The sequence below is a fragment of the Thalassovita sp. genome, from assembly GCF_034670005.1.
Taxonomy (GTDB): domain Bacteria; phylum Pseudomonadota; class Alphaproteobacteria; order Rhodobacterales; family Rhodobacteraceae; genus Thalassobius.
Window position 1 is genome coordinate 543,026 of the sequence record NZ_JAXMOH010000001.1, and the last position, 14,167, is coordinate 557,192.

Sequence of the window (14,167 nt, forward strand, 5' to 3'; positions counted from 1 at the left end):
TCCTTTATAGCGCGCCTGTCCGCGCTGCAAAGACCGGCATTTTTACCTTTACCCACTGGACCGCAAGAAAAAGCCCGCATATCACCACTTGCGACGACGCGATGCTCAAAGCCAAGGAATCCGATATGACCCGCTATTCTGCCGCCGACATCGAAGGTAAGTGGCAAGAGGCCTGGGAAAAGGCTGAAATCTTCAAAGCCGTGCGCAGCGCGGATAAGCCGAAATATTACGTGCTGGAGATGTTCCCCTATCCGTCGGGCCGCATCCATATTGGGCATGTGCGCAATTACACGATGGGCGACGTGATCGCGCGCTACAAGATTTCCACCGGCCATAACGTGCTGCACCCGATGGGGTTCGATGCCTTCGGCATGCCGGCGGAAAACGCCGCGATGGCGTCGGGCGGTCACCCCAAGGACTGGACCTATTCCAACATCGACACGATGGTCGAGCAGATGAAGCCGCTGGGCTTCGGGCTCGACTGGTCGCGCATGTTCGCCACCTGCGACCCGGAATATTACGGTCAGCAGCAATCGATGTTCATCGACTTCATCGAAAAGGGCCTGGTTTACCGCAAGAACGCGGTGGTCAACTGGGACCCGGTCGACATGACCGTTCTGGCCAATGAACAGGTGATCGACGGCAAAGGCTGGCGATCCGGTGCCGAGGTCGAGCGGCGCGAACTGACCCAGTGGTTCTTCAAGATCTCCGATTTCTCCGAGGAACTGCTGGACGCACTTGATGGACTGGACGATTGGCCCGCCAAGGTGAAACTGATGCAGGCCAACTGGATCGGTAAATCGCGCGGGCTGCAATTCGCGTTCTCGCTGATCGACGGGCCGCATGGCGCCGACCGTGTCGAGGTTTACACCACCCGTCCCGACACGCTGATGGGAGCGTCTTTCGTCGGCATTTCCCCTGATCACCCGTTGGCCAAGACGCTGGAGCGGGAACGCGACGATGTCGCGGCCTTCTGCGCCGAAGCGCGTAAGGGCGGCACCACCGCCGAGGCTATCGAAAAAGCGGAAAAACTGGGCTTCGACACCGGGTTGCGCGTGCGTCATCCGTTCGATGAAAGCTGGGAATTGCCGGTCTATATCGCCAACTTCATCCTGATGGATTACGGCACCGGCGCGATCTTCGGCTGCCCCGCGCATGACGAACGCGATTTCGACTTCGCCACTAAATATGACCTGCCAATCGTCCCGACGTTTGAGCCGGTCGAAGGCGGTTACCCAGAAAACGCCGCCTTCGTACCGCTGAAAAGCGAAAAGGTGCGTTACGTGAAAGGCTTCGCGGGCGAGGCAATCCAGACCGGTGAAGACGCGGTGATCGCCGCCATCGATTTCTGCGAATCCAAGGGCGTCGGCCAGGGCGTGACCAAGTTCCGCCTGCGCGACTGGGGCCTGTCGCGGCAGCGCTACTGGGGCTGCCCGATCCCGGTGGTGCATTGCGATGCCTGCGGCGTGGTGCCCGAGAAGAAGGAAAACCTGCCGATCCAACTGCCCTATGACGAGGGCGGTCAGCCGATCGATTTCTCGATCCCCGGCAACCCGCTGGACCGGCACCCGACCTGGCGCGACTGCACCTGCCCGAAATGTGGGCAAGCGGCGCAGCGTGAAACCGACACGATGGACACGTTCGTGGACAGCTCGTGGTATTACGCGCGCTTCACCGCGCCGCGCGCGGAAACCCCCACCGATCCGGCCGAGGCCGACTACTGGATGAACGTCGACCAGTATATTGGCGGCATCGAACACGCGATCCTGCACCTGCTCTATTCGCGTTTCTTCGCGCGGGCGATGAATATCTGCGGGCATTTGCCGGAGAAATCGAAGGAACCGTTCAACGCGCTGTTCACCCAAGGCATGGTGACCCACGCGATTTACCAGACCAAGGGCGCCGATGGCCGTCCGGTCTATCACTACCCCGAAGACGTTCTTGAGTTTAACGACCCGGACGGCCGAAAAGCCGCTGTTTTGAAATCTTGGGTTTCCGAACAGGGTATGAATGCAAACGACCCCTTCGACTTGGCGCAGGTGCATAGTCTGCGAAAACTAGAAAGCGAGGTTGTCGAAATCATCCCCTCGGCCAAGATGTCGAAGTCCAAGAACAACGTGGTCGACCCGGTGCAGATCATCGAACAATACGGCGCCGATACCGCGCGTTGGTTCGTGCTGTCCGACAGCCCGCCGGAACGCGATGTGGAATGGACCGCGAGCGGCGCCGAAGCGGCCAGCAAACATCTGGCCCGCGTGTACCGCATCTGCGCCGAAATCGCGGCCAGCGATGCCGCGGATAACGCCAAGGAAGACGAAGTGCTGCTGCGGGCGATGCACAAGGCGATCCACGAAGTGACCGGCGGCGTCGACAGTTTCGGCTTCAACACCTCGATCGCAAAACTCTATGGCTTCACCAACACGCTGGCGAAATCCAAGGCGGGCGCGGCAGCGAAGAAAGAAGCGGCCAAGACCTTGGCGCAGCTTATGTCGCCAATGACGCCGCATCTGGCCGAAGAATGTTGGCAAATCCTCGGCGGCCAGGGACTGATCGCCAGCGCGCCCTGGCCTGTGGCGGATGAGGCAATGATGGTCGATGAATCCGTCACCATGCCGATTCAAATCAACGGCAAACGGCGGGCGGAAATCAGCGTTGCCAAGGATATGCCGAAGGAAGAGGTTGAAAAACTGGTTCTGGAACACGAAGCTGTGCTCAAGGCCCTAGAAGGGGGCCAGCCGAAAAAGCTGATCGTGGTGCCGGGACGGATCGTGAATGTGGTTGTCTGACCGAAGAAACTTCCTTTCGATTATGGCGGTCGCGGTCCTGACGGGCTGCGGCTTTGCGCCAGTTTACGGCACTGGCGGGCCGGGCAATGTGCTGCTGAACAGCATCGCCGTTGCGGCCCCGCAGACCCGCGACGAACAAATCCTTGTGCGGGAAATTGAAACCCGGCTGGGGCGCCCGAATGACACGCGCTATACGCTCAGCTACACGCTCAATGTACAAGAAGAGCGGATGGCGATTTCAGCGACCAATATTACCACGCGATTCAATCTTGTCGGCCATGCCGATTACGCCCTGACCGACACGGCGTCAGAGATGATCATGACCCAAGGCAGCGTCAATCAGTTCACCGGCTATTCCACGACCGGCACCACCGTAGCGACACTGGCCGCGGAACGCGATGCGCATGAACGGCTGGCAAAAATCCTCGCTGACCAGATCGTCACCCGATTGATCGCTGCGTCGCCAGGCCTGACCCAATGAAACTGACCGGCCGAGACGCCAATCGCTATTTCACCAAGCCCGATCCGGCGCGGACCGGGCTGCTGATTTACAGCGCCGATGCGATGCGGGTGGCGCTGAAACGACAAGAGGTGATCGAGGCGCTGCTGGGTCCGAATGGCGAAGAGGAAATGCGGCTGAGCCGTATTCCCGGGGCCGAACTGCGCAAGGATCCGGCGATGTTGCTGGATGCGATCAAGGCGATCAGCTTCTTCCCCGGACCGCGCGTGGCCTTTGTCGAAGACGCAACCGATGCGATCGCCCCTGCGGTGGTCAATGCGTTGCAGGATTGGACTGCGGGCGACGCACAGGTCATCATCACCGCCGGGCAACTCAAGGCCACATCCAAGCTGCGTAAGCTGTTTGAAAATCATTCCAACGCCTATGCGGTAGGGCTTTATGACGACCCGCCCTCGCGCGAAGAGATCGAGGCGGAACTGGCCCGGTCTGGCCTGACCCAGATCGACCCGCAGGCAATGACCGATTTGACCACACTGTCGCGCGAATTGTCGCCGGGCGATTTCCGTCAAACACTGGAAAAGCTGTCGCTTTACAAACTGAACGATCCCAGCCCGGCCAATTCCGAAGATGTCACCGCATGTGCGCCTGCCACCACCGATGCCGCGCTCGACGATATTCTCAACATCGTGGCCGAAGCACGGTCGGGCGAAATTGGTCCGATCCTGAACAAACTGAAGGCTCAGGGGATCAACGCTGTCAGCCTCTGTATCAGCGCCACCCGCCATTTCCGCACACTTTACGCAGCCGCAGCCGACCCGGGTGGCGCGGCGCAGGGCGTCGCCCGGATGCGTCCACCGATCTATGGTCCCAGACGCGACAGGATGATTCGTCAGGCCCAGGGCTGGGGTCCGGCCAAGCTGGAAACCGCGCTTACGATCCTGACCGACACCGATCTGAAACTGCGTTCGGCCGGGCAACGCGCACCGGCCATGGCGCTGGTTGAACGAATGTTGATCCGGCTGGCGATGCTGGCTGGAAGATAAGTGTTACGAAGCGTTCTGCTGGAATGCCGCCCCGTTTTGCAGTCTGCTGAACCAAACAGGGAGGAAATGAAATGTACGAAGTGATAGGCCATCCGACCAGCCGCGCCTTTCGGGTACTGTGGCTGCTGGAAGAACTGGGCCAGCCCTATACCAACATCCCCGCCAAACCGCATTCGCCAGAAGCCTTGGATTGCAACCCTTCGGGCAAGGTCCCCGCGCTGCGCGTTGGGGGTCAGGTGATAACGGATTCGACTGCGATCATGACCTATCTTGCGGATAAACATGGGCAGATGACCTTCCCCGCCGGAACTCTTGAAAGGGCCCGGCAGGATGCGGTGACCCATCAGATCATCGACGAAATCGACGGCGTTTTATGGATGGCGACCCGACACAAGTTCATTCATCCCGAAAACCGCAGGGTCCCCGCGGTGATCGATAGCCTGAAATGGGAATACGAGCGCAATATCGGTCACATGGCTGACCGGTTCGAAGGACCATTTGTGATGGGTGAAACCATGACCATCGCAGATATCATCCTGACCAATTGCCTGAACTGGGCATTCGGGGCAAAATTCCCCGCCGCACCGGAAAAATTGTCCTCTTATGCCAAGGCGATGCGGTCACGCGACGCTTATCAGCGAGCGTCTGGAAAAGCGTGATCCGGCTCTCAATCCGGGGTTCGTGGTCAAATTCGGACTCCGGCCTGACGCTTAGGTGAACTTCCTGAAAAACCGTGTACGGTCGAACATGTCTTCCAGTTCCTCCATTCTCTGGCGCGAACTGTCCCAGGTATGTTCCTGAACTTCGGCGATCATTGCTTCCAGAATCAGCATCAATGTAACCGTGCTGTCCCAGGCGGAGGGCACCGCAATCCTGACGCAAAAGGTGCAGTCGGAAAACTCATGTACCGGCGACCGCCATTGATCGGTGAACAAAATGATCCGCGCGCCCTTTTCCCGTGCCATTTCAGCCAGACGCAGCGTGGCGTTTTCATAGCGCCGCACGTCGAAAATCACCACGACATCGCCGGGTTTGATATCCAACAGGTAATGCACCCAGGCATTCGACATCGACTGAATATGCGTCACATTGGGCCGCAGCACCTGCATATGCATGAAAAAGTAGTCGGCCAGTGATCGGGTGATCCTTCCCCCCACAACCAGCACCGAATGGTCCAGTTCCGTCAGCATCTCGCAGGCCCGATCGAACATGTCGGGATCGATCTGGGTCAGAGTTTGCCGGATATTTCCCATCACCGCATCGGTAAAGCGGTTCAGAATATGGGCATCGGGCGCCTTTTCCACCCAAGTGTCATGCTTGGTAATCGGATCAGAAATCCGTGCCTCCAGTTCGCGCCGCAGGGCAGACTGGAAAGCCGGAAAGCCGGTAAAGCCCAGCTTTTGCACCATGCGGACGACCGTCGGAGTGGAAACGCCCGCCGCCTTTGCGACTTGCGTTATCGACCCAAGACCGGAAACCGGGTAACCTGTCAGCAACGAATCCGCCAATTGCCGTTCGGCACGGGTCAGGTCGTCAAAAGCTGATTGCAGGCGTTCCGCAATCGTTTTGGGCACATCGTTCAAAATCTATCCCCGGTTTTTGCTTATTATATCGACAGAGCGACAGTCCGTGAAGAAATTTTTTCAGAAACCCAATTGACAGGTCGATGTAACATGAAGAATTGTTTTCAAAATAACTGGGACGGAAAAATTCATGCACGGTGCTGCGCTGACCTTCGAAAACGAAGCAGTCAAGGTTCAGACCCCGAAAGGGGCCTCGCCAGTGGTTGTCGTGTGTGAACATGCCTGCAATACTATTCCCGACGGCTTCGCCGGGCTGGGCCTGAATGAAACGGTGCGTCAAAGCCACGTCGCCTGGGACCCGGGCGCTTTGCCGGTGGCGCAGACACTTGCGACCACGCTTAACGCGGTGCTGATCCATGGCGCGGCATCCCGGCTGCTGTTTGATTGCAACCGCCCGCCGGACGCCACTGATGCGGTTCCCGAGAAAAGCGAAATTTACGACATCCCCGGAAACCAGACCCTAACCGATGCCCAGCGCGCAGAGCGCGTGTCTCGGTTTCACGATCCGTTTCGCGATGCGATGAGGGTTCTGCTTGATCAGCAAGTGCCGAAAGTTCTGATCACCATCCACAGCTTCACACCGATATATTTCGACCGGATGCGCGATGTCGAAATCGGCGTTTTGAACGACGCGGACAGCCGTTTCGCCGATGCCATGCTGAACAAAGTGGCGGACCATACGCAACTGGATGTTCGGCGAAATGATCCCTATGGGCCCGAACACGGTGTGACCCATACACTGAAAGCTCACGCAATCCCACGCGGCATGCTGAACGTGATGCTGGAAATCCGCAACGATCTGATCCCCGATTCCGAAAGCCAGCAGGCCATGGCGGGAATGCTGGCGCATTGGATTACCGACGCCATGGCCGATTACGGTATCACCACCCCACAAAGCGAGGCACCATGCCAAGATTGATCCTCGGATATATCCGCTGGGTAGATGCGATCAACTACCGTCTGGGCCGGATCGTGATGTATGGAATTTTCATCATGGTCGGCATCCTGCTGTGGTCATCGATTTCCAAGACTTTTCTGTTGCCTTCGCTCTGGACCTTGGAAATGGCGCAATTCGCGATGGTTTCCTACTACATTCTGGGCGGCCCCTATTCGATCCAGCTGGGATCGAATGTGCGAATGGACCTGTTCTATCATGGTTGGTCGCATCGCAAAAAAGCCTGGTTCGATGCCTTCACCGTGATGGTATTGGTGTTTTACCTCAGCATCCTGCTTTACGGTGCGTTCAATTCGCTGACCTATTCCTTGGGCCATTTCACCGGCCATCCGTTTCAATTCGCCATCGACCTGATCACCGCCTTTTTCACCGGCGGACCGGCCGGGGCAGAAGAGGTGATGGGCTATATCGAACGCAGCCCCACCGCATGGCGGCCCGTGCTGTGGCCGATCAAACTGATCATGGTTCTGGGAATATTCCTGATCCTGCTGCAAGCGCTTTCCGAATTTTTCAAAGACATCGCCCGCATTCGCGGACAGGAGATTTGACGCATGTCATATGAGATGATCGCCATCTTCATGTTCGCCACCATGATGCTGATGCTGTTTACCGGCCAGCGCGTATTCGGGGCCATCGGCGGCGTGGCCGCTTTGGCCGCGATCCTGCTTTGGGGACCGGGCGGGGCCGATATTCCGTTTTCCTCGGCGATGAAACTGATGAAATGGTATCCGCTGCTGACGCTGCCGATGTTCATCTTCATGGGATATGTGTTGTCAGAAAGCAAAATCGCCGACGATCTGTACAAAATGTTCCATGTCTGGATGGGACCGGTTTCGGGCGGGCTGGCGATCGGGACCATCGGGTTGATGGTGCTGATTTCTGCGATGAACGGGCTTAGCGTTGCTGGCATGGCTATCGGGGCGACCATTGCGTTGCCCGAACTGCTGCGGCGCGGATATGACAAGAAAATGGTGACCGGCGTGATTCAGGCCGGATCGAGTCTGGGCATTCTGGTGCCGCCTTCGGTTGTTCTGGTGCTGTATGCCATGATCGCACGGCAACCGGTGGGCCAGCTGTGGCTGGCCGGGGTCATGCCCGGACTGCTGATGGCGACCATGTTCATTATCTATATCTATGTCCGCTGCAAAATTGACCCCGCTCTGGGCCCGGTCCTGCCGCCTGAAGAACGCAATGTATCGTTTTCCGAAAAGATGCGCCTTCTGCGCGCTGGAATTCTGCCTTTGGTGATTTTTGCGGCGATGATGGTGCCCTTCGTAAACGGCTGGACCAGCCTGGTGGAAAGTTCTGCAATCGGTGCGATGACCGCCTTCATGGCCGCTGTACTGAAACGCCGGATGACCAAGGACGTGTTCGAGGTCTCGGTGCGCCAGACACTTGCAATTTCGTGCATGTTCATGTGGATCATCCTGGCCGCGTTGGGATTTGGCGCGGTCTTCGACGGTCTGGGTGCGGTGAACGCGATCAAGGATCTGTTCACCGAACGGCTGGGGCTGAGCCCCTGGATGATCCTGATCCTGATGCAGCTAAGCTTCATCGTCATGGGTACATTTCTGGACGATACCGCGATGCTGGTGATCGTCGCACCGCTTTATGTGCCACTGGTCAACGCGCTGGGGTTCGATCTGATCTGGTATGGTGTGCTTTACACGATCACCACCCAGATCGCCTATATGACACCGCCCTTCGGCTATAACCTGTTCCTGATGCGGGCAATGGCCCCACCGGAAATCACACTGAGAGATATTTACGGGTCCATCCTACCCTTTGTGCTGGTGATGATCGCGGCGCTGATCCTGATCATGGTCTTCCCGCAGATCGCGCTGTGGCTGCCCGAATATGTTTACGGAAACTGACAGAACTCCGACAAATGGAGCGTCCAATAACAAAGGCAAAGCCTGTCGAACTTGAACCAATAGGAGAGAGAACATGACCACCAGACGTAAGTTCCTAGCCGGGGCCGCAGCCGCCGCCCCCGCCGCCCTGGCAACCCCCGCCCTGGCGCAATCGACCATCAAATGGCGGATGCAGACCTATGCCGGTCCGGCATTGGCCGAACATGTGGTGAAACCTGCCATTGATACCTTCAACAAAATCGCCGGCGACCGGATGCAGATCGAACTGTTCTTCGCCGATCAGCTGGTCCCCACAGGCGAATTGTTCCAAGCGATGCAGCGCGGCACGATTGACGCAGTGCAATCGGATGACGATTCGATGGCATCACCCACCGAAGTAACCGTTTTTGGTGGATACTTCCCGTTTGCGTCGCGCTACAGCCTCGATGTGCCGGTGTTGTTCAACAAATACGGGCTGAATGAAATCTGGGGCGAAGAATACGCCAAGGTCGGCGTCAAGCATATCAGCGCCGGATCCTGGGACCCCTGCCATTTCGCCACCAAGGACCCGATCAACAGCCTGGCCGATCTGAAAGGCAAGCGCGTCTTTACCTTCCCCACCGCTGGCCGCTTCCTGTCGCAGTTCGGCGTCGTCCCGGTCACCCTGCCGTGGGAAGATATCGAGGTTGCCGTGCAGACCGGCGAACTGGATGGGATCGCATGGTCGGGCATCACCGAAGACTACACCGTGGGTTGGGCCGACGTGACCAACTACTTCCTGACCAACAACATCTCGGGCGCCTGGATTGGCCATTTCTTTGCCAATATGGGCCGGTATGAAGAACTGCCGGAAGATCTGAAACTGCTGCTGGCCACTTGCATGGAACAGTCGCATTATTATCGTCAGTGGTGGTACTGGGGCGGCGAAGCCAATCTGCGTGTCGATGGCACCAAGATGCAGCTCACTTCGATCCCCGATGCAGAATGGGCCCAAGTCGAGTCTGCGGCACACACCTTCTGGGATGAAATCGCGGCTGAATCCGAAACCAAGGCGAAGGTTGTCGAAATCTTCAAGAAGTATAACGCGGATATGGAAAAAGCGGGCCGTCCTTACCGCTACGGCTAAGGGTATCCATTTCCCGACAAGACACGTAGCCCCGGTTCTGCCGGGGCTGCGGCTCGACTGAGACAAGGCAGAGGAGCCATGACATGCCAGGACTGATGACTTTCGAGGACCTGAAAAACGCGGTGGAAAGCGGCACCATCGACACCGTTCTGGCCTGCACCATTGATATGCAGGGCCGCCTGATGGGCAAGCGCTTCGTCGGCCATCATTTCGTCAACGACGCCTGGGAAGAAACCCATTGCTGCAACTACCTGCTAGCGACCGATCTGGAAATGGCGACCCCAGAAGGCTTTGCCGCAACCAGTTGGAAGGCCGGATATGGTGATTACATCATGAAGCCCGATCTGAGTACGATTCGGCCAATGCCGTGGCTTGAAGGCACCGCAATGGTGCTGTGCGATCTGCTGGATCACCATTCCCATGCAGAAGTCGAACACGCACCGCGCACCATTCTGAAAAAGCAGATCGCGCGAGCCGAAGCGATGGGGTTGACCCCCTATACCGCAACCGAGCTGGAATTTTTCCTGTTTGAGAAGAGTTTCAAAGAGATCGCCAAATCGGGTTTCCGCGATCTGACGCCGATTTCGGACTACAATGAAGACTACAATATTTTCCAAACCACCAAGGAAGAGGCGATCATGCGCCCCTTGCGCAATCACCTTTATGCCGCCGGAATTCCCGTGGAAAACACCAAGGGCGAAGCCGAAGCCGGTCAGGAAGAACTGAATATCAAGTACGGCCCTGCGATGGCCACCGCCGATCACCATGCGATTGCCAAACATGCGACCAAGGAAATCGCATGGCAGCAGGGTCATGCCGCCAGCTTTCTGCCGAAATGGCAAGCCGACCGGGTTGGATCGTCCAGCCATGTGCATCAATCGCTGTGGAAAGATGGAAAGAATGCGTTCTTCGATCCCGAGGCCGAGCACGGCATGTCTGATCTGATGCGCAGCTATGTCGCCGGTCAGATCAAGTACGCGCCCGACATTACCTGTTTTCTGGCACCTTACGTGAACAGCTACAAACGGTTCCAGAAAGGTAGTTTTGCCCCCACAAAAACCGTTTGGTCGGTAGACAACCGCACCGCCGGGTTCCGTCTTTGCGGCGAAGGCAGTAAAGCGGTGCGGATCGAATGCCGCATAGGTGGCTCGGATCTGAACCCCTATCTGGCGATGGCCGCGCTGCTGGCCGCTGGATTGGCCGGGATCGAAGAGGGGCTGGAACTTGCGCCACCGATCACCGGCGACGTCTATGAAACCGCCGAGGTGGTCGAAATACCGCATTCTTTGCGCGATGCCACCGAGACCCTGCGGAATTCCAAATTGCTGCGCGCCGCGATGGGGGATTGGGTAGTCGACCATTATACCCGTGCGGCAGAGGTCGAGCAGGAAGATTTCGATTCCGCAGTGACCGATTATGAATTGCGTCGGGGGTTCGAACGCGCCTGACCGGAACACCCCGTGGCTGTCGCAGCGCGTCCCCGGCGGGATTTTTTTTGACCAAGATGAAACGGGAAGTAATTTCCCTTCGAACCTGGAGTATTTGGCATGAGCCAGAAACTGACTTGCATATCGCCGATTGACGGATCGGTGGTGGCCGAGCGAGAGGTATTGAGCTTCGAGGCGGCCAAACAGGGAGTCGCGAAAGCGACAACCGCGCAAAAAGCCTGGGCAGCGCGCCCTTTGGATGAACGGATCGCGCTGGTCATGAAAGGCGTCGAGAATGTCGGCGCTCTGAATGACGACATCGTGCCGGAACTGGCGCGACAGATGGGCAGGCCGATCCGCTATGGTGGCGAATTCGGCGGTTTCAAGGAACGCGCCGATTACATGGCCCAAATTGCCCGCGACGCACTGGCCCCGATTGCGCTGGAAGACAGCGACACGTTCAAACGCTACATCGCGCGCGAAGCTCATGGGGTGGTTCTGGTTATCGCGCCATGGAATTATCCGTTCATGACCGCGATCAACACCGTCGCGCCGGCGTTGATCGCTGGCAATGCCGTGCTGCTGAAACACGCTACCCAGACGTTGTTGGTGGGGGAACGGATGGCGCAGGCGTTTCACGCGGCGGGCATCCCCGAGGACGTGTTCCAGAACGTGTTCCTGAACCATGACGTAACCAGCGACCTGATCGCGGCGAAAAGCTTTGGGTTTGTCAATTTCACCGGGTCGGTCGGCGGTGGTCGGGCGATTGAACTGGCCGCAGCTGGGACATTCACCGGAGTCGGCTTGGAACTTGGCGGCAAGGATCCGGGCTATGTCATGGAAGACGCCGATCTGGACGCTGCGGTCGAAACCTTGATTGATGCGGCGATGTTCAATTCCGGCCAGTGCTGTTGCGGGATCGAACGCATCTACGTGGTGGAAAGCCTGTTCGACGCGTTCGTAGAAAAAGCGGTGAAGATCGTCGAGGGGTACAAGCTGGGCGACCCGATGGACCCGGAAACTACTTTGGGCCCGATGGCACAGACGCGGTTTGCCAACGAAGTGCGCTCCCAGACCGCCGAAGCGATCGAAGCGGGGGCGAAGCCGCTTATCGCTCCAGAACTGTTTCCCCAGGATGGCGGTGCCTACCTGATGCCGCAGATACTGATCGACGTGACCCACGACATGCGGGTGATGCGCGAAGAAAGCTTTGGCCCGGTGGTAGGCATCATGAAGGTCAAGGACGACGCCGAAGCCATCCGGCTGATGAATGACAGCGATTATGGCCTGACAGCGTCGCTTTGGACAGCGGATATCAACCGCGCCGAAGCCATCGGGCAGCAGATCGAAACCGGCACCATTTTCATGAACCGTGCCGATTACCTGGATCCGGGCCTGTGTTGGACCGGGTGCAAGGACACAGGCCGTGGCGGAGGCCTGTCAGTGATTGGCTATCACAACCTGACCCGCCCGAAATCCTATCATCTGAGGAAACAGCAATGACGCTGACTGCAAATTGGTCTTATCCCAACGCCATCCGCTTCGGGGCGGGGCGTATCAAGGAACTGCCCGAAGCCTGTGCGGCTGCCGGGATCACGAAACCGCTTCTGGTGACCGATAAGGGGCTGGCGCCGCTACCTATCTGCGCGGCAACGCTGGATATCATGGAGGCCGCAAGTCTGGGACGGGGGATTTTTTCCGAAGTCGACCCAAACCCAACCGAGGTCAACCTTGAGGCGGGCCTGAAAGTCTATCGAGACGGCGGTCATGACGGGGTGATCGCTTTTGGCGGCGGCTCGGGTTTGGATCTGGGCAAGATGGTGGCCTTCATGGCCGGTCAGACCCGACCCGTTTGGGACTTCGAAGATGTAGGTGATTGGTGGACCCGTGCCGATGCCGATGCCATCGCGCCGATTATCGCAGTGCCCACGACCGCCGGAACCGGATCGGAAGTCGGACGCGCCAGCGTTTTGACCAATTCCAAAACGCATGCCAAAAAAATCATCTTCCACCCCAAGGTTCTGCCAACGGTGGTAATATCCGATCCGGAACTGACAGTAGGTATGCCACCCGCGATTACCGCGGGCACTGGGATGGATGCATTCGCCCATTGCCTGGAAGCCTATTGCAGCCCGCACTTCCATCCGATGTCGCAAGGTATCGCGCTGGAAGGTCTGCGGTTGGTCAAGGAATACCTGCCTCGCGCCTATAAGGACGGCACTGACATCGAGGCCCGCGGTCAGATGATGGCGGCGGCTGCAATGGGCGCGGTGGCGTTTCAAAAGGGACTTGGCGCGATCCATGCGCTAAGCCACCCAATCGGGGCGATGTACAACACCCATCATGGCACCACCAATGCGGTCGTCATGCAGCCAGTGCTGCGCTTCAACCGGGCCGCTATCGAAGAGCGGATCGAGCGGGCCGCAGCCTATCTGGGGATCGAAGGTGGCTTTGATGGCTTCTATGCGCTTGTTGGCGAACTGAACGCCTCTCTTGGCATTCCGGCGAACCTGACGGAACTGGGGGTGACCGATCCGGATATCGCGGCACTGGTCCAAGGTGCCCTCGCCGATCCTTCCACCGGCGGTAATCCAGTAGAGATGACCGCCGAAAATACCCAAGCGTTGTTCGAGGCATGCCTCTGATATCGAAAGGCGGGGTACGCCCCGCCTTTTCGACGTCTGATCTGCCCGTTCCCGCCACCGTCAAGGCGGAAGAAGCGAATCTGGGCGGGACCCGCCCAGATTCCACCTCAAATTCCTCTCTTTTGGGTGTTTTTCGAATCACCTTATGATCATTTTGACCCTCTAATTCGGACAATCCACCCAAACTCATGGAACTGTTTCCCGCAAAGCATCCTCTTTAAGTTGTAATCTTTTAAAATGTGGCTCGAATCCGGCATGTGCCTTTCTGGCCTAACCGACTGGTCCATAG

12 protein-coding genes are annotated in these 14,167 nt (G+C 57.9%); 11 read left to right on the plus strand and 1 reads right to left on the minus strand.

Features of this window, described 5'->3' with window-relative positions; genetic code table 11:
* Window positions 1-125: 125 nt before the first annotated feature.
* The 4 genes from leuS (at window position 126) to VOI23_RS02820 (ending at window position 4,948) form a co-directional block, all read left to right on the plus strand.
* A complete protein-coding gene (leuS, locus tag VOI23_RS02805; protein WP_323781206.1) occupies window positions 126-2,786 on the plus strand; it encodes a leucine--tRNA ligase in 2,661 nt (886 codons plus the stop codon).
* A gap of 22 nt (window positions 2,787-2,808) precedes the next feature.
* Window positions 2,809-3,267 carry an LPS assembly lipoprotein LptE gene (lptE, locus tag VOI23_RS02810; RefSeq protein ID WP_323781209.1) on the plus strand — a complete coding sequence of 153 codons (459 nt, stop codon included), beginning with the start codon at window positions 2,809-2,811 and terminating at the stop codon, window positions 3,265-3,267.
* Window positions 3,264-4,289 (plus strand): DNA polymerase III subunit delta, encoded by a 1,026-nt coding sequence (gene holA / locus VOI23_RS02815; RefSeq protein ID WP_323781213.1) that lies wholly within the window; start codon window positions 3,264-3,266, stop codon window positions 4,287-4,289. Before lptE ends, holA begins: the two co-directional genes overlap by 4 nt.
* Before the next feature lie 71 nt (window positions 4,290-4,360).
* Window positions 4,361-4,948: a glutathione S-transferase family protein gene (locus tag VOI23_RS02820; RefSeq protein WP_323781215.1), complete on the plus strand. Its 588-nt coding sequence runs from the start codon at window positions 4,361-4,363 to the stop codon at window positions 4,946-4,948.
* A 51-nt stretch (window positions 4,949-4,999) separates the two neighbouring features.
* On the opposite strand, the gene VOI23_RS02825 is transcribed toward VOI23_RS02820, so the two are convergent.
* Entirely contained in the window at window positions 5,000-5,872 is an 873-nt protein-coding gene (locus tag VOI23_RS02825; protein WP_323781218.1) for a MurR/RpiR family transcriptional regulator, read from the minus strand.
* Between the two features lie 130 nt (window positions 5,873-6,002).
* Between VOI23_RS02825 and VOI23_RS02830 the strand changes: the two genes are divergently transcribed.
* The 7 genes from VOI23_RS02830 to VOI23_RS02860 all read left to right on the plus strand — a co-directional run bounded on the left by VOI23_RS02830 (window position 6,003) and on the right by VOI23_RS02860 (window position 13,878).
* Entirely contained in the window at window positions 6,003-6,791 is a 789-nt protein-coding gene (locus VOI23_RS02830) for an N-formylglutamate amidohydrolase (RefSeq protein ID WP_323781221.1), read from the plus strand.
* Window positions 6,779-7,375, plus strand: a complete 597-nt coding sequence (locus VOI23_RS02835; RefSeq protein ID WP_323781224.1) for a TRAP transporter small permease subunit — start codon at window positions 6,779-6,781, stop codon at window positions 7,373-7,375. The genes VOI23_RS02830 and VOI23_RS02835 overlap by 13 nt, the downstream gene beginning before the upstream one ends.
* Before the next feature lie 3 nt (window positions 7,376-7,378).
* Window positions 7,379-8,701, plus strand: a complete 1,323-nt coding sequence (locus VOI23_RS02840) for a TRAP transporter large permease (protein WP_323781226.1) — start codon at window positions 7,379-7,381, stop codon at window positions 8,699-8,701.
* A 73-nt stretch (window positions 8,702-8,774) separates the two neighbouring features.
* Entirely contained in the window at window positions 8,775-9,806 is a 1,032-nt protein-coding gene (locus VOI23_RS02845) for a TRAP transporter substrate-binding protein (RefSeq protein ID WP_323781228.1), read from the plus strand.
* An 83-nt stretch (window positions 9,807-9,889) separates the two neighbouring features.
* Entirely contained in the window at window positions 9,890-11,254 is a 1,365-nt protein-coding gene (locus VOI23_RS02850; protein ID WP_323781230.1) for a glutamine synthetase family protein, read from the plus strand.
* A 99-nt stretch (window positions 11,255-11,353) separates the two neighbouring features.
* Window positions 11,354-12,736, plus strand: coding sequence for an aldehyde dehydrogenase family protein (locus tag VOI23_RS02855; protein WP_323781233.1), 1,383 nt, complete (start codon window positions 11,354-11,356; stop codon window positions 12,734-12,736).
* The gene (locus VOI23_RS02860; RefSeq protein WP_323781235.1) at window positions 12,733-13,878 is read left to right on the plus strand and encodes an iron-containing alcohol dehydrogenase; all 1,146 of its coding nucleotides are present in this window, start codon (window positions 12,733-12,735) and stop codon (window positions 13,876-13,878) included. The genes VOI23_RS02855 and VOI23_RS02860 overlap by 4 nt, the downstream gene beginning before the upstream one ends.
* Window positions 13,879-14,167 lie beyond the last annotated feature (289 nt).

Coding starts and splice junctions, on each gene's coding strand:
- leuS (WP_323781206.1), top strand. CDS start 126: ATGACCCGCTATTCTGCCGCCGACATCGAAGGTAAGTGGCAAGAGGCC.
- lptE (WP_323781209.1), top strand. CDS start 2,809: ATGGCGGTCGCGGTCCTGACGGGCTGCGGCTTTGCGCCAGTTTACGGC.
- holA (WP_323781213.1), top strand. CDS start 3,264: ATGAAACTGACCGGCCGAGACGCCAATCGCTATTTCACCAAGCCCGAT.
- VOI23_RS02820 (WP_323781215.1), top strand. CDS start 4,361: ATGTACGAAGTGATAGGCCATCCGACCAGCCGCGCCTTTCGGGTACTG.
- VOI23_RS02830 (WP_323781221.1), top strand. CDS start 6,003: ATGCACGGTGCTGCGCTGACCTTCGAAAACGAAGCAGTCAAGGTTCAG.
- VOI23_RS02835 (WP_323781224.1), top strand. CDS start 6,779: ATGCCAAGATTGATCCTCGGATATATCCGCTGGGTAGATGCGATCAAC.
- VOI23_RS02840 (WP_323781226.1), top strand. CDS start 7,379: ATGTCATATGAGATGATCGCCATCTTCATGTTCGCCACCATGATGCTG.
- VOI23_RS02845 (WP_323781228.1), top strand. CDS start 8,775: ATGACCACCAGACGTAAGTTCCTAGCCGGGGCCGCAGCCGCCGCCCCC.
- VOI23_RS02850 (WP_323781230.1), top strand. CDS start 9,890: ATGCCAGGACTGATGACTTTCGAGGACCTGAAAAACGCGGTGGAAAGC.
- VOI23_RS02855 (WP_323781233.1), top strand. CDS start 11,354: ATGAGCCAGAAACTGACTTGCATATCGCCGATTGACGGATCGGTGGTG.
- VOI23_RS02860 (WP_323781235.1), top strand. CDS start 12,733: ATGACGCTGACTGCAAATTGGTCTTATCCCAACGCCATCCGCTTCGGG.